This window comes from Parapedobacter sp., from assembly GCF_053550995.1.
In genome coordinates, this window is record NZ_JBMQOC010000071.1 from 1 (window position 1) to 19697 (window position 19697).

Genomic DNA, 19697 nt, shown 5'->3' on the forward strand with positions numbered 1-19697 from the left:
CGAAACGGAAGATGGGGTTGAGGTGCAGATTGATACCATATTATAAAGTACATCCTTTGCTTACTTCCTGATCTTTTCCAGTTCGGCTTTTCGCTTGCCGAACTGAATCATTATCGATTCCGGTTCCCAGGCATCATCCTCCGTCTTTCCATGCCCTAAAGATGTGTAGTCGATGACCCTGTCGTCCTTGATAAAATATTCACATCGCCAGACAGACTGCGTGTAATGATTAGGGGGCATCCGTTTTACTTCTTCAAGCGCATAGACCAGTCTTCCGCCTTTCAAAAGATAGACTTCCGTGTATAACTGTTCCTCATGATACCACGAAATACGGAAAGATTGTGTGTATGCATCGGGTTGGCCGACAGACCAAAATTCAAGATATCCGTTAACGTCAGTCAATGCATCGATAGCGTGATCTGATGTTTTGAAATATAGATCCCGGACGGTTAGTATCGGTGCTTTTGCCTCCGCCAAGGACTGCTGGGCAAACGCATGGGTAAACAAACTAATATATAAAAGGGCAGCAATAAACAGCTTTTTTTGCAGGATAATGAAGCAGGATCGCATATCATTCCACCCAAAATGTGGGGCCATCAACCGCTGGAAGAATCTCTTCCCCTTCGGGTTGTATGACGATTACTTCTTCGTCATTATCCATATTATACATCTGGCCATCGTTCGGGATAATGGCGAGGTTCCAGTAAAAGAACGTAGGGCCAATTTTTTTTGCTACCAGCAGGTGCTTCCCATCGGGGGAGAAATCGGCGTGGATTTCTCCGCCGCTGCTTTCCGTGACCTGCCGTAAATCGCTGCCATCCAAACCCATTACGTATATGTGGTTGCTCACCATCAAAGCAAGTTGTGTGCCCTGCTTATTTACCCGTAGGTTGCCCCATTGGGTGTAGGGCATATCTTTTACCAACGTAAGGTTTGTATAGGGCGGGTCGGATCGGAAGATGTACCGGCCGTCTAACGTAAATATAATACGGTTGCCGGGAAGCCATAGCACTTCGTCGTTAATCCCAAGTGATACAGGTCCCGCTTCGGTGTTCACCGCTTCCAAGTGGGTCAGTACGTTCCCGTCTAGATCGGTTATGACGATACCATTATCCAACGTCGGGCTATAAAGCACTTTTTTATTATCGGGCGAGAGCAACGACCTTACGTCTGTATCCGTACCCTTCGGTGAAACATAATCGAATTCATCGACGATTGTTCCATCCGAATTGCGTATTAGCGTGATTTTGGCGGCGTCAAATACACCCGCTTCCCGTTCGCTGGTCAGCCTGAACTGTCCATCCCGGCCCATATCCCAAGAATTGAAGCCGTAGGTGTTGAATGTGAAGTACGTGCTCTGCTGGTTTGTATGCAGATCCAGCTGATACACATCTCCGGTAAAAGTGTATATAAGTTTACCGGGCAGATCCCCGATCCCGCCATTCCCATTGTCGGGATCGGCACCATCATTCTTGCTGCACGACCAAATGCCCAGCACGGCAGTCAGGACGAGTGTAACGGTTTGTATTTTCCTTTTCATACCTCAATCGATGTAACACAAAATTAATGAGTCCTTAAGTTCCAGGCAATCCACGAAAACAAGGAGAAATGAAAGTGCGTGAAACCAACTCACCCGCTATTACATGTTCATCTACAAAATAACGCACCCGTTTCCACCGCAGACGTTGGATGCTTTCGAGCGTACCCTTCACGACGGAGAACGCACCCCGCAGGAGGCAGTTGTCCAATATCCAAACCTCCCTGATTTATCCCGATAGGGATACCGTTTTTCTTGCAGCGTATCACTAACCGGCTGCTTCTACTGTGCACAGGCACTGCCGGTAAGTAGGGCACATAGTAAAACCATAAATTTTGTCATAGGCTCAAACATCCACTATAGAGGCTTTTACCCCAGCTACAAACTTCTCCAAAATAAGGAGTTCAACCTATCCCCGAAAACCACCATTTCCTGGTTTCAATTTTGATATCGTACGGCAGTGGTCTACATTTGGTATGTTCAAATCCGTATTTTAACTTGGAAGATGGTGTGTAAGAATGGCTTTCTGTTCCTGATAATGATCGTGGCACATAGCCCGGCAACGATCGCTTTGGCCCAATCAAAGGGTGGTATAGACGATATCGATTTTTCCAGGATCTTCAATACGCAATATACCTGTATTGGTATTCCGATTAAAGACAGTGTCTATATCTATGCGCCGCCATCGCTAGAGCCATCCGCCGGTTGGTCTCCTATAGACAGCCTGGCCATACCCGAAGGTACTGTTGAGCGGTCATCGCCTTTATCTATGATTTCAAATACCTGGCTGTCGTATCGCAGGAACAGATTGATTTTTATGGTTTTGATAGCGAGCAATATCGGCCCGGTGGATATCGGTTACCCATCCGGTATATGAGAAATCAGGGATGATAAAGGTCATGTGCAAATGGATTTCCGCATCCGTTTTGAAAATGAAGAAACGGAACCCGTGGTTCATGTATTCGACAAGCGAAGGAGACCGTTTGTGAAACAGCACGATTAAACGCAAAATCCGTGTTTTCGTGGATGGTATAAGCGGGTCAATAAACATATATCTCCAAGAGAAGTGTAGATGCCCTAACATGGAAAGGGCGATTACGTTATTAAATCAAACGAATGAAAATGGGAATAGTTAACAGACAGAAGGTCGTCTCCTTCTGGGCGGTGCTGATGTTCTTGATCAACTGGGCCCCGGCAAACGCCCAGACAACGGTCACATTGGAGGAATCCGATACGCGTAATTTGATCTTTACCGCATCTATTGGTAAGAAAGCCATGATGCCGGTTACGTTTTGCCTGAATGTAAACGAGATGTCCTCCGGGCATCGGGACTGGTATTCCGTATCGGGCTGGTTCCAGCTTAAAGGCGACGGAGAGCCGAGGTTTTCCATTGCTGGTATCAAAACCTCCGAGCTGTTAACCTTATACTACTTTAACAACGAAGCACTGGCCGATACCCTGCTTAACTTCCGATATGACGATTACGAGAAGTATAATTTCCGAGAGATGATGGTGCGTTACCACTATATGACGGACTTTGTCGAGAAAATGACCTTTAAAGATGTATATGGGGAAGTTGGCACTGATTCGGCGAACGGACGTGGTATCCGGGGAGAATGGACGGATGGAAAGATGCGCCTCCCGATAAACGTTTATCGCAGTGATCTGGAAATCCTGCAACACCACAGTCTCCTAAAAATACACCATAACGGCAGTGATTTTTATATCGACCTCTATGCTTTAAACCTCCCTATATTCTATCCGGGAGAACATGCTGTGGAGGGGTATGCCGTAGTGGGCGACACGGTGCGGGTCGTGCTTTCCTACCAACGGGCGTCCAAGGCTTATGCCCTAGGCGCCTGCGGTGCCGGGGAAGAAGAGGGACTCCTTCGGCTGTTAATCGATGGCCGCAACGGGCATGTACTGAAATTGGAAGATTACCACCTATTCAGTTGCCTGAAGAGCATAACCTCCAAAGAGGGATACCAAGATGAAAAACAGGAAAGATACATCGTTACCGATGCAGAATCGACCCGATTCCTGAACTTCAATAAAGAAACGATGGAGTTGGAATGGGAAGAAAGGGGTACCCCAGATTAAAGTCCGGAAATCTTAACGTTGCCCAAGTAAATCTCGCCCCGGTTGTCTTTATTCTCAACAGCGATGTAGAAGTACTTCTTGGTCATGGGATCGACCATTTCCGTATCCAGCACCTTATATTGGCCGATATAGGCAGACATCCGGTCGCCCTGCACGCGGATCTTTACCTTCATCACATCATTCACAAAGAAAGACATGTCGGTATCGATCTCGCTTTTCTTGGCGGGATCAACTTCATTACTGGTAAATGTAAATTGATCAAAACGGAAGGCAGCTTCAACATTGACCGGGTTCCGATAGGCCAGGTAATAATATTTGCCCACACCTTTCTGGTGGTCAAAACCAAAATCTATGGTAATGCCGTCTTTACTATCGGCCAATGTCAGTAGATCAAATTCCAGTGTAAAGTTTTCAGGAATCCGTACAAGCTCTTTGATTTTATACGTATTCTCGTTGTAAAGCCTAAGCCATTGTCCGTCGAAACCGTCTATCGTTGCTACGGTACCGGTACCATTGCAGGTCCACCGAGATGCCATTGCACCGGGTGTTTCCCCGCTGAAATCATCAAAAAAGACGGTTTCCGCCCCGGACTGGAAGTCATACGCCATGACAGGAAGGTTTTTAAACGGACCGGTTGCAGATGGTTGTTTTGTTTCTTGTACGTCTTTATCGGCTACTTTGGTATCACCTTCCAAGGCTTTATCTATTTCCTGCTCAGCCTTTCGTTCTATTTTTTTGCTGACTTTTTTTAGAATCTGTGCTTGGGCACTCGGATAAAAACAAAGCATCCCTACCCCAAGCAGCACGGTAATGTATATTTTTCTCATTGCTGTGATTGATTTGTGATAGGACAAAGGTACAATGCGTCGATATTTTTGGAAATCACGGAAAACCAGTAATTTCAATAGACAGCTGCAAAAAAACTAGAACATATAAATTAAAAACCCTTGTTTTCGGGGATTGCCTCGTTTTTCGGAGGAGCCTATTTTTGGGTAATGGATTATTAGGTACCGGTTACCATGACGTACCTAAGGTAATCCGGTCACTATTTATTGGATAAAAATTGAAAAACATGAAAACACGACAATCCTTTCCGGCATGTTCCCCTTGGATGGTCTTCACGCTGCTTTTTATAAGCACCACCATCCTTTCCTGCTCCAAAGATAAAGATGAAGTTGGGCCTGTTATTGATGCCAAGAATGAACTGACCTACAACGGCCAGACCTTTCCGTTGAATTATGGAGCCATCGACGATTACGAATACGATGGTTCCCACACCAATTACGAATTCCACCTCTTCCATATTATTTCCGAGACAGATCCCGTTGTCCCGACTTATCTTTATATCGATCTGTTTTCTCCGAATGACAGCTTCAAAGGCGGAACCTTCCATTATATCGATACGGATAATGGAGAGGTAGATTTGGAGGGGAAGTATTACTTTGACTACGGCTATTTTTCCCGTAACGTAAATGTGGAGACGCAAGAGGTGGAGGAATTTGCAGCTATAACGGGCGGAACAGTTAAGGTATCGGGAAGTGGTTCGGATTACAAATTGGAATTCGATCTGGCCATGGACAATGGAAAAACAGTAAAAGGGAGCTACGGTGGAACCTTTAGCCCCCTTAATGCCACGAATGCAGTGAGCCACAATCAAACCGCGGATCTTTTAAACAAATTGTCAATACCTAGATCCGTAAAATAGGGGGACCACCATGAAAAAAATCAGTTCATTGCTTTCTTTAATAGTTCTCAGCCTCCCATTTTCTTTTTCGCAAGAACTGCAAGCGCCGGCAGTTGGCAAAGCTCTTGTGATTTTTACCCGCTCGGCATTGGATGCACCCATCATTAAATTTTCCTACTTTGACAATGACCGGTTTCTCGGAAAGATTGGTCCAGGAAGCTATGTGGCTTATGAGTGCGACCCGGGAAAACATCTTTTCTGGGGAAAATCGGAAAACCGAGATTTCTTAGAAGCAGAGTTGGAGGCAGATCAGATATATCTTATCGAAACGAAGGTTAAGACAGGTCTCGTCAAAGCCCGGATACAGCTTTTGCCATACGGCCCGAAATTGAAAGGAGCCGAAAAATTTAAAGAAAGTTTGTTAAAACGGATAGCGAAACGCGACGAAATTCGAGTAAGTGCAACAACGGCACAGGCGGAGACCGAAGAGGACATGAATGGTACCATTGAAAAAGGGCTCGCTGAATACCAGAAACGGAAAGATCAAGGGAAAAAGATGGATGTCCTTACCGCCGATATGCATATTTAGGGAGGCTAAGCAACAAAATATTTCCCGCTTTAGTCGGCGAAATCAATGGATTAAAAAATCAAAAGGCCGTCTGCAAAATGACGGCCTTTCGTACGGGAACCTGCGAAATATCGAACTTTTTGGGGGATTATGCAGGTATATTAAGTGCAAGAGACCTCATTTAATTGAAGCATTATTCGTGCGAGTGAGAGTTACCATGCACAGTCATCGAGCTGACATTCTATCATTCAACGCTTTCATGTCTGCCCTGCTCAGTCAGATGGAAACCTATATTTGTCCATTTTTATAATAAAAAATGAACAAATCACCTAAATATGTCCACTTTCTTTCATTATTCCGTATATGCGTCCAATATTTAGCTATATTTGAACATATATGGCATACGATAGAACAAAGCCTTTCAACGATCTTCCGCTGTTGCCTCCCCAGACCATAGGCGACGACGTGGATATTCTGAAAAAATTGGTCACGGCTTCCAGGGCGTTGGCAGGAGTAAATAGTAATGTACAACGTTTGCCCAATCCCTATATGTTGATCAATACGATTTCTCTTCAGGAGGCCAAAGCGTCATCAGCAATAGAAAATATCTTCACAACAGAAGACGAACTCTATAAGGCCGTCTCGGATACTCTTCAGGAAAAAAATGCAAATCCTGCCACAAAGGAGGTTTTGCGGTATCGGGAAGCGCTTTGGGAGGGATATAAACACATCAAAGAAAAGAATGGTATTAACCTGCAAAGTATAACCACTATTTTCCAACAAATCAAAAATACAGCAAGTAGCATACGGCCGCCCCACACATTAACGGTCATTCAGCGTGGGCAAAGTGAATTTAGATCGGGTGAAATTATTTACACCCCTCCGAGAGGCCCCGGTCTCATTGAGCGATTATTGGACAATCTATTGGATTATCTTAATGACGATAAGTTATCCGACACGGACCCCTTACTTAAAATGTGTATTGCTCATTACCAATTTGAAGCTATACACCCTTTCCCTGACGGAAATGGCCGTACAGGGCGGATACTAAACTTACTTTACTTGGTTAACAAAGGCCTCCTAGAACAACCTGTTTTGTATCTTTCTAAATATATCATTGTTCATAAAGATGATTACTATTACAATTTAGGTGCCGTCACCCAGCGCGGGGCTTGGAAGCCTTGGATACACTATATGCTGGACGCGGTTGAAAAAACATCGCTATTGACCAATCAACTCATCGGTAGCATACTGGATCAAATGGACACCACATTGGAGCATGGTAAATCCGCCATCAAATGGTATACTAAAGAAGTAAATGAATTACTGTTTAGCCAACCCTATATCAAACCAAAGTTGATAGGTGATGTTCTACAGATATCTTCCAGAACGACATTAACTAAATATTTCAATGAATTGGTTGTGGCACGAATACTCACACCAGCGAAAGACGGGCGAGAGGTTTTTTATATTAATGAGGACTTGATTCGCATATTAGAAGGTCAATAGTTGCTGACTCAAAGCAGATTTAACAAAAAAAGGAAAGTCTGTAAGTTCGACTTTCCTTTAAAAGTACCTGGAGCGGGAATCGAACCCGCACTCCTTTAACGGGAACAGGATTTTAAGTCCTGCGTGTCTACCAGTTCCACCATCCAGGCAACATGGCTTTGCTAAAGAGACCGCAAACTTAGATAAATTCGCATTTATATGCAATATAATTATGCCGAATTTGCGTCTCTAAATTTCATCACCCAACTAGCTAAGCTCAGCCCCTACGCGTTCCAATAGCCGCTTGGTTGCCTTGATACCTTCTTCCTCGCTCAGCTCGCTACCTTCATATTCAATGCCCACGTGCCCCGTATAACCCGCATCCTTCACGATTTGCAGCATTTTCCGGTAATCGATATGCACCTCATTGCCTTCTGCATCAAATACATTCGTTTTCGCGCTTACGCCCTTGGCAAAGGGCATCAGGTCTTGTACGCCTTGGTAGCGGTCGTACTCGTAGAAATTACCGAAGTCGGGCAAACTGCCGCAATTGGGCTTACCCACACCCTGCAGCACCGCACTCAGCCAGTCGCCATGTGAAGATATACCTCCGTGGTTCTCCACAATCACGTTGATGTCATGCTGGGCAGCAAATTCACTCAACCGGCCCAAACCATCGATGGCCGCCGCCTTTACTTCGTCCGTTGTGCCTTCTCCGGCCGCATTCACCCGTATGGCATGGCACCCCAAGAACTTCGCAGCCTCCACCCATTTATAGTGGTTTTCTACCGCTTGGCTGCGTTCCGCATCGTCGGTAGAACCCAGTGGTCCTTCCCCATCAATCATGATAAGCACATTTGTCACGCCATAATCCTTGGCGCGCTGGTTCAAATCGCTCAAATACGTTTGGTCCTTGGCCTTATCCTTGAAAAACTGGTTTACATATTCCACGGCATAGATACCGAATGTCTCCGCTGCCGTTTTCGGAAAATCGAGGTTATCCAACTTTCCGTCAAACAGTGTTTTGTGCAACGACCATTCGGCCAGTGAAATATCGAAGAATAAATTCTTGTTGGTAACACTACTAGCGCACGATTCGCCCAATACAGGCAGTACGGATAAGCCTAAGGCCCCCACCCCAAGTTGTTTTAAAAATGATCTTCTATCTGTCATTATGGTTAAAGTTAGTAATACATACGTCTAAATATTTGCCCACCCACTGGCAAGGACATCTACCAAATGCATGGTCTTGATAGCCAAATGATGCTTATCGATATATCCTTGCAGGTGCAGCAAGCACGAAGAATCGGTAGAAATTATAAAATCCGCTTCCATCTCCAAGGCATGATGCACCTTCTGCTCGGCCATGGCGCTCGATATCGCATCGAACTTAACAGCAAACGTGCCACCGAATCCACAACAAGTATCGGTATGGCGCATTTCCACCAATTCCAGTCCGCCGACATTACCCAGCAATTGCCGTGGCTCATCTTTGATGCGGCACTCGCGCAGGCCCGAACAGGAGTCGTGGTAAACCGCACGCCCTTCCAATTCAGCTCCAAAGTAATCCTTTTTCAATACATTGACAAGGAAATCGGAAAGTTCGTGGATGTTCCCTTGGATAGATCGGCACCGATTATGCACCATAGTATTCGTAAACAGGTCATTGTAGGCATTCTTCACCATGCCCGTACACGATGCTGAAGGGGACACGATGATGCGGTCATCCGAGAAATCGTTCAAGAATTTGGTTCCCACTTTCTTGGCTTCGTCCCAGAAGCCCGCGTTGTAAGCCGGCTGGCCACAGCACGTCTGTTCCGGGTTATATACCACTTTGCACCCCGCTTTCTCCAGCACTTTTACGGTATGGAAAGCTGTTTCGGGAAACAACTGATCAATAAAACAGGGAATGAATAATTCAACGGTCATGCAGCGGTAGCTTTCTTTAACATCAACATCCTAAATAACAGCCCCAATCCCAGCACAAAAAACAGGCCTAAACTCAGCGCCGAATAGCGGATATTGCGGGTAACCTGTTCGATGAGGGCAAAAGAGAACAGTCCGATGACGATGGCCACCTTTTCCGTAACATCGTAAAAACTGAAAAAAGAGGCCGTGTCAGTTTCGTCAGCAGGCAGCAGTTTGGAATAGGTAGAACGGGAGAGCGACTGTATCCCTCCCATTACCAGTCCCACCAACGCGGCCAACACATAGAATTCGACTTCATGCTGGATATAATACGCCGAAACGCATATCCCTACCCACACACACACCACCAACATGAGCACCCGCACGTTACCGATGAAACGTGCTAGCAGCGACATGAGGTACGCGCCGCCAATAGCAACCAACTGGATCAGCAATATCGTGGCAATGAGTTTGGGGGCACCCAGCTGCAACACCTTTTCACCGAATGCGGCCGCCACTATCATAACGGTTTGCACCCCCATGGCATAGAAGAAAAAGGCAGGCAGAAATCGTTTGATCTCCGGAATTTCCCGCAGCCGCATCCACACATCCCGCAACTCGGCAAACCCTTTGCGCAACACATGGCGTGTCACGCGCTCGCTATTCCGCCTGTCTTTCGGGAGCCTCGCGAAGGGTATCTGCGCGAATCCGATCCACCATAGCCCCACCAGCAAAAACGACAGCCGCGGTGGGAAACTGGGGTCGGTGATCCCAAACCATTCCGGCTTGAGTATAAATACGAAACAGATGATCTGGATGGTTACACAACCCACGTAGCCATAGGCAAAGCCCTGGGCACTCACGCGGTCTTGCTGATCTACGGTAGCGATTTGAGGCAAGTATGAATTATTGAACAGCACCCCACCCACATAGCCCATAGCCGCCAGCGTAAAGCAGATGATACCCCATTCCAGCGTTTCCAGCTTAAAGAAAAACAACCCCATACAAGCTATTCCTCCTAGGTAGGTAAACGCCCTCATAAATGCCTTTTTATTGCCTTTGAAATCGGCTACCGATGACAATATGGGAAGCATCAATGCCATAACGAGGTAAGCCGCGGACAGGGCAAAGCTGGACAGTGCGGTATTGACCACGTCCATACCGAAAAAGGTTACCCGGTCGCCATTAGCTTCCGTAAAGGTAATGGCCGTATAGTAAGCCGGGAATATGGTCGATGTGATGACCAGGTTATAAGCCGAGTTGGCCCAATCAAACATGGCCCACGCTCGTATGGTGGGCTTATCGTTCTTACGTATTGCCATTCTTCGTTTGAGCAGGCTAAGATAGAAAATAAAAAAACTTCTATTCCGGTAAGTAGATGGTTTTCTGCTGCACCGCCGATTTGATGGCGGCTTCGAGTATTTCAACGGTGATGGTATTGACGGATAATCCATATAAATCGGATTGATCCAACACCAACGAGCCGTTCACCACCGCAGCCAACACGGAAAACGGATCGTTGAAGGGTGCTTCCCTCGGCTTCAATTTCCGCGTTTCCTCCGCGGCGTTGGCACCCTGCAGTCGATAACGGAGGGTGGTCGCATCGGAGGCGATCGCATAACCCCGCGTTCCGTATACCTCCATATCCTTTCTGGAAAACGGCCAATTCCATGAGGCTTGGATAACCGCCTGCGCTTTGGGGTATTGGAGGATAATGGTCGCTTCGTCATCCACTTCTCGGTAGACATCCGGTTTGTTTTGGTGAACGACAGCCGTTACCGAAATAGGGCGGGCTCCATCCATTAACCATGTCATCAAGTTGGCACCATAACATCCAAAATCGACCAGTGCACCCGCTCCGTTCTTTTCCGAGTCGGTTAGGATTTCCAAGAACTCCTCGCTGACACCAATTTCTTTAGGTCCCTGATGCCCATCATTCACCATCACTTTCCGTATGGCGCCTAGCCGATCGCTGTCGAGCAGGGATTTAATCGCTTGGTTACTTTCATACCAAGAGGTTTCAAAATTCGTTAGCACATGGATATCATACTGACTTGCCAATGCCGCGATTTCCTTTGCATCGGCAAGTGTGGTGGCCAGCGGCTTTTCAACCATCACATGAATTTTCCGCGGAGCGCATGCCCGCACCACGTCTATGTGTTCACTAATGGCACCAAAGGCCGATACCGCATCGGGTTTGAGTTTATCCAGCATCGCTTCCAAGTCGGTAAAAAACAGTGCCTCATCCATATGGTAACGCTGTGCATAGCGTTCGATTAGCTCGGGGTTCGTCTCATAGATACCGACCAATTGGACATCGTGCTTGTCCTTTCTATTGAAAATCCAGTCGACGTGTCCATGGCTCAATCCGGCTATCGCCAATCTCAGCGGAGCTTGTGCCATGGATTCATGAACAAATATGGTCAGCAGAGCGGCGATGATCAAAGATTTCATATCGTCAAGTATATTAAGCATGCAACAACCTGTTAGCAAAGACAAAGGTAACGATTACCTCCAAAGGGCAGCAGAAATCCAATAATCTAGTTACACGAAAAAACATAAAAAAGTGCCTAAGCACAAAACGTGCCTAGACACCCTGCCACCGCACCGATGGCTATACCAACCCGCTGCCGATGCGTTCGAGCATCGCCTTGGTCTTCGTTATGCCCTCGTTGGCTGCAAGGCTATGGCCTTCGTACTCGATGCCCACGTAACCGGTAAAGCCAGCCTCTTTCACCATGCGGAGAACGCGGCTATAATCGATGCTCGTCTCGTTGCCATCGGCATCAAAATCATACGTTTTTGCACTCACCCCCTTGGCAAAAGGCAGCAGTTCGGCCGTTCCCTGGTACCGGTCGTATTCCTCCAGGCATTCCGTGGCCATGTAGGCCTCGACGGTCTGCTCCACGGGCTCGGTACGCTTGATGCAGAAATTGCCGAGATCAGGCAGCGTGCCGCAATTGGGAAGCCCCACTGTTTGCATCACTCCACTCAGCCATTTGCCGTTGGACGAATAACCGCCGTGGTTTTCCACGATGACGGATATACCATAGTCGCTGGCAAACGTCGCGAGCTCAGTGAGGCTTTCGACAGCACACCGCGCCACTTCCTCGGCCGTTCCCTCGCCAGCAGCATTTACCCGGATGGCATGGCACCCGAGAAACTGCGCGGCCTCCACCCATTTGTAATGGTTTTCTACCGCGGTCTTCCGCTGGGCCGGTACGGTATCGCCTAAATCCCCTTCACGATCGCACATAATCAGTACGCTTCTGATGCCATGGTCATCGCACCGGGTTTTCAGTTCGCCGAGATACGACTGATCGGTGGCCTTGTCCATAAAAAACTGGTTGACATACTCCACGGCATCAATACCGAAATTTTCCTTGGCGTACAGCGGAAAGTCGAGATGGTCGAGTTGACCACCGAAAAGCGCCCGGTTCAGCGACCATTCGGCGAGTGATATCTTAAAAAAAAGCTCGCTTGTGGTTATTGTTTCCTTCTGCGCTGCCGTGCGTGAACCGCCATTGCATGAAAGCAAGGGCGACAGGACGGGGTAGGCAGCTGCTGCTGCCATACCCGTACCCAATTGCCGTATGAAGTTCCTCCTCGTGTTCATCTTCATTTATTTTATGGTCTTTAATTCTGCGTCAGCGCACCACCACTCCGGTCAATCTGGTCCTGCGGGATGGGGAAGTAATTGTCCGCCTCGGTAAACTGGAGACCGCCGTATGAACTGATGAGACTACCCTCAAAAGCCGAATATCCTTCCAGTACCTCCTTGGCAATGCCCCAGCGCACCAGGTCGAAGAAGCGGTGGCCCTCAAGCGCCAGTTCCAACCGGCGTTCGAAACGGATGGCATTCAACGCGTATGCTTTGTCGGAGAACGCCGGATAGGGCTGCACGTCATAGGCCGCTACGGGCGTACCCCCTACCGACTTGTGCGGAAGCTTGGCCGCACGGGCACGCACGTTGTTCACCCGTGCCAACGCGTAAGCCAAATCGCCGGTCTCTGCCGCACACTCGGCCGCCATCAAGTATACATCGGCCAGCCGGATGATGTTTACGTTTAGGGCAGTAACGTAGTTGACACCGCCCGACTGGACATTGCCGGCGAAATCGGCTTGGTCAATCATATGTTTATAAGCCACAAACGGCCCTCCAAATGCCGGGTCGCGCAGCCACCCATCACCGGGCATAACGCCCCAATCGTGGTAAGGAACGCCCCGGCGCCCTACCGTATAGTCAAGCCGTGGATCTACCGCCAACGTATGGTCTACGGTGTAGGCATTTTTTCCATCCGCGGAAAGCCCGAAATCCGATGTGTACGGATCGGTGCGGAAAGAACCGTCGAGCATGGGCAGCCCCTGCGAAGTGACCCGGAAGGAGTTGACCAGGTCAAAGCTGGGATTGAAAAACCCGCAGCAGTTGGCTGGCGCCGAACCGTAGAGCCCACCCAACATATCGCCCACATTGGCGTTGTCGCCACTGCCGTCGGGGTTGATGGCATGCTGCGCCGCAAAAATCGATTCGGGCCCGTTCTCTGTATTCACATCGAAATTATTTAGGAACGGGATGCTTTCCAGGTTGGGGCGGGCATCGATAACCTCCTTAAACAATACCAATGCCTCGGCATATTTCTGCTGGTATAGATATACCTTGCCGAGGTACGCTTTTGCGGCCACCTGATTCACACGTCCCGCATCGCCCAAAGGCGGCTTGCCCTCCGATGGGAGGTTTTGCATGGCGAACTGGAAATCGGCCTCGATCATCGGCAACACATCGACATTATTGGGTACCTTGGGCGCATCGGCGGTAGGCACCGTTTCGTCGATATAAGGGATGTTCCGGAACACCCGCCAGAGAAAGAAATAATAATGCCCACGCAGCATCTTGGCCTCCGCTTCGATTTCCTTCGCCCGCTGGTCCGAAAATTTATCATCGGCGGTTTCCTGCACCACCTTCAACTGCCTGAGCGTGGTGTTGCAACGGGTAACGCCTTCGTAATAATTGTTCCACATGGTGGATAAATGCTCGTTCACACTGATGGCGGTATGCCTTTCGATATCGAACATCACAGCCTGGTCGGCGAGCTCGCTGCCTTTGTGCGCATTGTCGGCCGCTACTTCGCCGAAGAGCCACTGGCTGGGAGCAGCCGCATAGTTGCCCCACGTACCATTCCGGTTGCCGTTCATCAGGCCATAGGCCCCGGTAAGCAACCACTCAACCGCCTTGGTGTTTTGAACCTGCTCGTCCGCCAGCTGGCCCTGGGGGCTCCGCTCCAGGAAACTTTCGTTACAGGCCCCGATACCTAGTAGCACGATCAATGCGGATATTTTATAATATAGTTTCATCTCTTTACTAATTAATGGTTTGAAATCTGCTAATACCGTTCGCTAAAAAGTAACACTTAACCCCAACAGGTACTGCCGCGGCACGGGGTATACCCCCATATCCACCCCCGGTGCCGTAAACGTAGACGTGTATTGGCTCACTTCGGGGTCCATGCCGCTATATCCGGTGATGGTGAACAGGTTGGTCACACTGCCGTATACGCGCAGGTTAGCCACCTTCCCGGCAAACATCCGTTGCGTAGGCAGCGTGTAGCCCACTTGCAGGTTACGCATACGGAAAAAGCTGCCATCCTGTACGTAGTAACTGGACGATTGGTACTCGATGGTCGGTGCATCGGCATTCGGCGAGGGCATCATGCTCGTGGGGTTGCTGGGGCTCCAGGCATCCAGCACGCGCGTACTCACCGCCCCGGGGAACGCATAAAAGTCGGTATACTGCCGCGTAAGGTCGAACAGGTCGTTACCCTGCGAACCATTGAAAAACATACTGACATCAAACCGTTTATAGGCGGCATTCACGCTGAGCGAATAGATGAAATCGGGGTGCGGATTGCCAATAACCGTACGGTCGGCCCCGTCGATCTTGCCATCCGGCGCGCCTTCCGGGCCGGATACGTCGGCGAATTTAAAACCTCCTACGCGGGCGCCATCGTACGATGCGCTGTTGGCGATCTCTTCGTCATTCTGGTAAATACCTGCCACCTGGTAACCGTAAAAAGCACCCAAGGGGGCCCCAGCTTTGATGACCGATGTGGTTACGCCGCGCAGGGTCAGGTAGGGCTGCTCGGTAACCGTAGGTGCCAACTCGATGATGTTGTTGGTATACCTGGAGAAGAAAGCGCCCACATCAAACTGGAATGCGCCTTCGTCCGTACCGCCCGTATAATGGTAATTCAAGGAAACCTCGAAGCCGGAATTCTGTATATTGCCGGAGTTGATGAATGGCGAAGCGCCCGTACCTACCGCGGCCGAAGGCTGCGGAACGGGGTATAACACGCCCTCGGTACGCCGATCGAACCACTCAATCGCGCCATCGATCTGGTTGTTGAACAACGTGAAATCAAGGCCCAAATTTACGGACTTGGCCTCCTCCCACTTCACGCCCTGGTTGTCGTAATTACTGGTCCACAATCCGCTTGCCAGCTCGTTGCCGCCACTGATGGGATAGAAGGAATAATTGAGCGCGGACGCATACCTCCTCACGTACTGAAAAGTAGGGATACGCTGGTTGCCGGTAACGCCGTAGCCGGCACGGAATTTCAGGTCGTCTACCCAGGTAACGGTGTTCATGAAGCCTTCGTTAGAGACACGCCATGCCACGCTGGCCGCGGGGAAGGTACCGTATCGGTTTTCCGGCCCGAAATTGGAGGACCCGTCGCGGCGAACCGTGGCAGACAATAGATACCGATCGTCGAACGAATAGTCGGCCCGGCCGAAAACGGAGAAAAGCGATCCCTCGGACCCCGTGCTACCCGCACTGGTATTGGCAGCCGTATTGAGATAGTAATAATTCATGTCCCCAGCGACGAAGAATTCATTGCCATCGCCGTTCAGTTGGTGCCATTTCGATTCCACCGCTTCCGTACCCGCCATCACGGTCAGGTTGTGCACTTCGTTGAATGTATTTTTGTAGGTAGCGGTATTCGACCATGTCCATTCGGAATTGTACCCTTGGTACTCACCAAGGGTATTATTGGTGAAGCTGCCTTCGGAGCGCTCGGGATTGGGATACCCGATGGAAACGCCGTTGTAGTTCTCATAACGCAATCCGAACGTGCTCCGGAAATTGAGCCCTTTTACCAGCTCGACATCGGCAAAAGCACTTCCGAAAAACTGGCCACTCTTGTTCAAGTTGTCTTTGGCGCGGTACAATACCGCCAACGGGTTGTCGGCATTCCCCATTTTGTTGCCGCGGGTGCCGGCGAAGTTGCCCATAATGTCGTACACCGGGATGATCGTCTGTATCCGGTAGGCCCACCCGATCGGCGACGCCTCGCCTTGGTAATCTCCCGATCTGTTTTCGTTGACACCGAACCCGTGGCCATTGGTATAGGAATACTGCATGTTTTCACCCAGTGTAACCCGATCGTTGAAAAACTTGAACTGGGTATTGCTCCGGATGGTAAACCGCTCGAAACCGGTGTACTTGTAGGTACCTTCCTGCTTGAATGCGCCGCCACTTATGGCGTAGGTAGCATCGTCACTACCACCGAGTATGCTCAGCTGGTAGTTCTGCATGGGTGCATCACGCGTGATCACATCGAACCAGTTGGTACCGGCATGGTTGGCCTTGGTGATCTGGTAAAACTGGGCGGCGTCCATCGCATAATTGTACTTGGCAGGGTCGGCATCGGCTGTTGTGACTTCATGTCCGGTAGCCGCCCCGGCCAAGAGGTACTCGGGCAACGTCGGGTGGTCGGGATCCGACCCATAGTTCGTACCGGTGGTCTCACCGGTACCCGGAGTGTCGCCTGCATTCTTAAAGCGCTGGTAAACATACTCGCCGAATTGCATCGGATCCAGGAACTCGGGGAAGCGGCTGCGGTTGGGCTGCTGCGTGCCGTAATACGTATCGAATGTGATTTTGGGCGTTCCCTTCACCCCTTTCCGCGTACTGATGATCACGACGCCATTGTTGGCGCGCGCGCCGTAGATGGAAGCCGCAGAAGCGTCTTTCAACACCTGCATGCTTTCGATGTCGCTGGCATTCAACCAGCCTAGTTTCCCTTCATAGGGCATTCCGTCGATGATATACAGCGGATCGTTATTGTTAATGGTACTGAACCCCCTGATGCGTATCTGTGGCGTGGCGCCCGGCGCTCCGGTGTTGATGACCTGCACCCCCGTGGCTTTTCCCTGCAGGGCTTCGATGGGGCTGGCCGCCGGCTGTTGTTTGAGGTCTTTCACGTCGACCACGGCAACCGAACCCGTCACGTCTTTCCGCAGCTGGGTTCCGTACCCCACGACAACCACCTCATCCAAGGTACTGAGCGATGCTTTCAAGGCAATGTCATACACACGCCGGGTGCTGTCTACCGTAAACTCCTGCGCCGTAAACCCGATGTAGCTTACTTCCACTGTTTCATTGGGCATCACGGCCAACGAAAACTGACCGTTGGCATCGGTACCCGTACCCTTGCTGGTGCCCTTAACCTTCACCGCCGCACCCAATATCGGCATACCGTTGCTGGCATCTGTAACCTTGCCGGTAATCGTTAATTCCTGGAAAATACTGAAAAGCAGTATTTTATCGTGCTCCACACGATAGTCAATGCCAATCGGCTTGAAAACCTCATGGAGTACGACCGATAGATCGCCGTCAAGCGATGTGACCTTGATTTTACGGTTGGTTTTGATGGTCGAGGAACTGTAGATAAAGTGTGCACCCGACTGCTTCTCGAGTGTGGTGATCAGTTCTTTAATCGTAGTGCGTTGGCCCGATAGCTCAATCCGCTTATCGAGTGCGCCCTGGGCATCTACCTCGGTGGCGTGACTCGTAAATACGACAGTCGAAGTGATTAGGGCATATAAAAAGGTTAGTCTCATCGCAGTTTTGGTTAACGCAATAATTCGATCTTTTTTCATATTTTTGAAAAATTTATAGTTCGTTAAACGTTTTTTGGACTGTAAAAAACCCCTCACGTATGTGATTGGGGCCACTGCCGGCAATACCCCCATATTGCCGGTTTTTTTGTCGTTAAGTTTTTGATTTCTCCATGGTGTTTATTTTGGTTCAACTTTATTTCATCTGTTTATTTTTTGTTTTCTATTTGTCAGATGGAGCCTTTGATGATCAAAATAACCGAAGCGACAGCGAAGCTCATTGACGCCGAAAAAATGTTAAACACTCGTCAATAATCATTGCCCTGTGTGCTTAATGACTATTTTAATCATGTCGGGTTCATTTGCATAAATGGTGCGCAACCATTTGGGTGTATTCAATTGCCGTCAGTGCTTATTTTTTAAGAAAATTGTCGTCCCGACCACTTCATAGCGCGTATCGGTAACCGTGCAAATGATGTCGAGCTGTTTGAACAGCCCGATACCACTGATATCGCCGGTAAACGTGATACTGGCTAGTGTGCTATCGGCCACCACCTCCAAGGCATATAGCTCGCTCAATGTCTTTGCCAGCGACGTCATCGGGATATCCTGATACGTTTCGTGCCGTATCGCGTCTACGCGATCCCTCACGGGCAGCGGGTTTTCGGTGACGGTCTCTTCCAACTTCTTAGCTGATAATACGGCCCGTTGGTTGGTTGTGAGGGAAGCCCTTTCTGGTGCGGATAGCATCCGCCGCACCATATTTCGCCGCCCAACATTATAAAACACATCCACCTTTCCCGAATAGACAATGACTTCACCTTTGGCATTTCCTTTGGGCGCCTTGATCTTGAATTTTGTCCCCAGCACTTTCGTGATCATTCCCTCATGGAATACCCAAAATGGATTTTCCTTGTTGGCCGCCACAGAGAAAAACGCGTCTCCGGTTAGCCGTACTTCCCGTCCGTGTTCGCCGAAGCGTTTGGGATATTGAAGCTGGGCCCCGGGGTACAGCTCCACCAACGACTCATCGGCGAGGATAATATCCATTCGGCGATCGGTATCATTTTTCAGTACCACAATGTTGCTATCCAATGCCGCCTCAGCGGTAAATGATGGCTCCACCGGATAGCATACCACCCGATAGTAAGCAAGGGTACCCACGGTAACCAGCAATGCAACGGACGCTGCGACCAACAGATAGCGGACATACCGCGAACGCAATAAACGCTGGTGATTCGAATCCATATGTGGGACATCGTTGATCTGCCCATGGATCTTCTGCCACATCGCATCTTCCAAAACATCTAAATTCGATGCGCTTATTTCACGTTGATCATCACCCTCCAGCAGGTGATACCAGTGGTCTACCAACCGCTCTTCGGCCGGTGTACACTGACCATCAAGGTAACGTTGCAGCAATTGATGAAAGCTTTCCCTACCCATAATAATTTTACGCAGGCGTTTATAATCCGTTCATTAAGGGAGTCTATCGAAACGGGGTAATCCCTAAAAAC

At 49.1% G+C, this 19697-nt stretch carries 16 protein-coding genes and 1 tRNA gene; 5 read left to right on the top strand and 12 right to left on the bottom strand.

Going from position 1 to position 19697, the window contains the following annotated elements:
* Positions 1-60 precede the first annotated feature (60 nt).
* Positions 61-570 (bottom strand): hypothetical protein, encoded by a 510-nt coding sequence (locus tag ACO1NT_RS10130; protein ID WP_449048511.1) that lies wholly within the window; start codon positions 568-570, stop codon positions 61-63.
* Position 571: 1 nt separating this feature from the next.
* Positions 572-1540 (bottom strand): TolB family protein, encoded by a 969-nt coding sequence (locus ACO1NT_RS10135; RefSeq protein ID WP_449048512.1) that lies wholly within the window; start codon positions 1538-1540, stop codon positions 572-574.
* 502 nt (positions 1541-2042) lie between these two features.
* Here ACO1NT_RS10135 and ACO1NT_RS10140 point away from each other — a divergent pair.
* Together ACO1NT_RS10140 and ACO1NT_RS10145 are read left to right on the top strand one after the other, a co-directional pair.
* Entirely contained in the window at positions 2043-2414 is a 372-nt protein-coding gene (locus tag ACO1NT_RS10140) for a hypothetical protein (protein WP_449048513.1), read from the top strand.
* A gap of 245 nt (positions 2415-2659) precedes the next feature.
* Positions 2660-3637, top strand: a complete 978-nt coding sequence (locus ACO1NT_RS10145) for a hypothetical protein (RefSeq protein ID WP_449048514.1) — start codon at positions 2660-2662, stop codon at positions 3635-3637.
* On the opposite strand, the gene ACO1NT_RS10150 is transcribed toward ACO1NT_RS10145, so the two are convergent.
* Positions 3634-4464, bottom strand: coding sequence for a hypothetical protein (locus tag ACO1NT_RS10150; protein WP_449048515.1), 831 nt, complete (start codon positions 4462-4464; stop codon positions 3634-3636). The genes ACO1NT_RS10145 and ACO1NT_RS10150 overlap by 4 nt on opposite strands.
* A gap of 245 nt (positions 4465-4709) precedes the next feature.
* Between ACO1NT_RS10150 and ACO1NT_RS10155 the strand changes: the two genes are divergently transcribed.
* The 3 genes from ACO1NT_RS10155 to ACO1NT_RS10165 all read left to right on the top strand — a co-directional run bounded on the left by ACO1NT_RS10155 (position 4710) and on the right by ACO1NT_RS10165 (position 7398).
* Positions 4710-5342 (top strand): hypothetical protein, encoded by a 633-nt coding sequence (locus tag ACO1NT_RS10155; RefSeq protein ID WP_449048516.1) that lies wholly within the window; start codon positions 4710-4712, stop codon positions 5340-5342.
* Between the two features lie 10 nt (positions 5343-5352).
* Positions 5353-5910 (top strand): hypothetical protein, encoded by a 558-nt coding sequence (locus tag ACO1NT_RS10160; RefSeq protein ID WP_449048517.1) that lies wholly within the window; start codon positions 5353-5355, stop codon positions 5908-5910.
* 375 nt (positions 5911-6285) lie between these two features.
* Positions 6286-7398, top strand: coding sequence for a Fic family protein (locus tag ACO1NT_RS10165; protein WP_449048518.1), 1113 nt, complete (start codon positions 6286-6288; stop codon positions 7396-7398).
* 64 nt (positions 7399-7462) lie between these two features.
* Here ACO1NT_RS10165 and ACO1NT_RS10170 read toward each other — a convergent pair.
* From ACO1NT_RS10170 to ACO1NT_RS10210, 9 genes are all read right to left on the bottom strand, one after another.
* A tRNA-Leu gene (locus ACO1NT_RS10170) sits at positions 7463-7547 on the bottom strand.
* Between the two features lie 97 nt (positions 7548-7644).
* Entirely contained in the window at positions 7645-8550 is a 906-nt protein-coding gene (locus ACO1NT_RS10175; protein ID WP_449048519.1) for a sugar phosphate isomerase/epimerase family protein, read from the bottom strand.
* 27 nt (positions 8551-8577) lie between these two features.
* Positions 8578-9306: a (Fe-S)-binding protein gene (locus ACO1NT_RS10180; RefSeq protein WP_449048520.1), complete on the bottom strand. Its 729-nt coding sequence runs from the start codon at positions 9304-9306 to the stop codon at positions 8578-8580.
* Positions 9303-10607: an MFS transporter gene (locus tag ACO1NT_RS10185; protein ID WP_449048521.1), complete on the bottom strand. Its 1305-nt coding sequence runs from the start codon at positions 10605-10607 to the stop codon at positions 9303-9305. Before ACO1NT_RS10185 ends, ACO1NT_RS10180 begins: the two co-directional genes overlap by 4 nt.
* 40 nt (positions 10608-10647) lie before the next feature.
* The gene (locus tag ACO1NT_RS10190; protein ID WP_449048522.1) at positions 10648-11739 is read right to left on the bottom strand and encodes a Gfo/Idh/MocA family protein; all 1092 of its coding nucleotides are present in this window, start codon (positions 11737-11739) and stop codon (positions 10648-10650) included.
* Positions 11740-11899: 160 nt separating this feature from the next.
* Positions 11900-12907 (bottom strand): sugar phosphate isomerase/epimerase family protein, encoded by a 1008-nt coding sequence (locus ACO1NT_RS10195; RefSeq protein ID WP_449048523.1) that lies wholly within the window; start codon positions 12905-12907, stop codon positions 11900-11902.
* Between the two features lie 14 nt (positions 12908-12921).
* Entirely contained in the window at positions 12922-14637 is a 1716-nt protein-coding gene (locus ACO1NT_RS10200) for a RagB/SusD family nutrient uptake outer membrane protein (protein ID WP_449048524.1), read from the bottom strand.
* Positions 14638-14679: 42 nt separating this feature from the next.
* Positions 14680-18183, bottom strand: a complete 3504-nt coding sequence (locus ACO1NT_RS10205; protein ID WP_449048525.1) for a SusC/RagA family TonB-linked outer membrane protein — start codon at positions 18181-18183, stop codon at positions 14680-14682.
* A 402-nt stretch (positions 18184-18585) separates the two neighbouring features.
* Entirely contained in the window at positions 18586-19626 is a 1041-nt protein-coding gene (locus tag ACO1NT_RS10210; protein WP_449048526.1) for a FecR domain-containing protein, read from the bottom strand.
* Positions 19627-19697 lie beyond the last annotated feature (71 nt).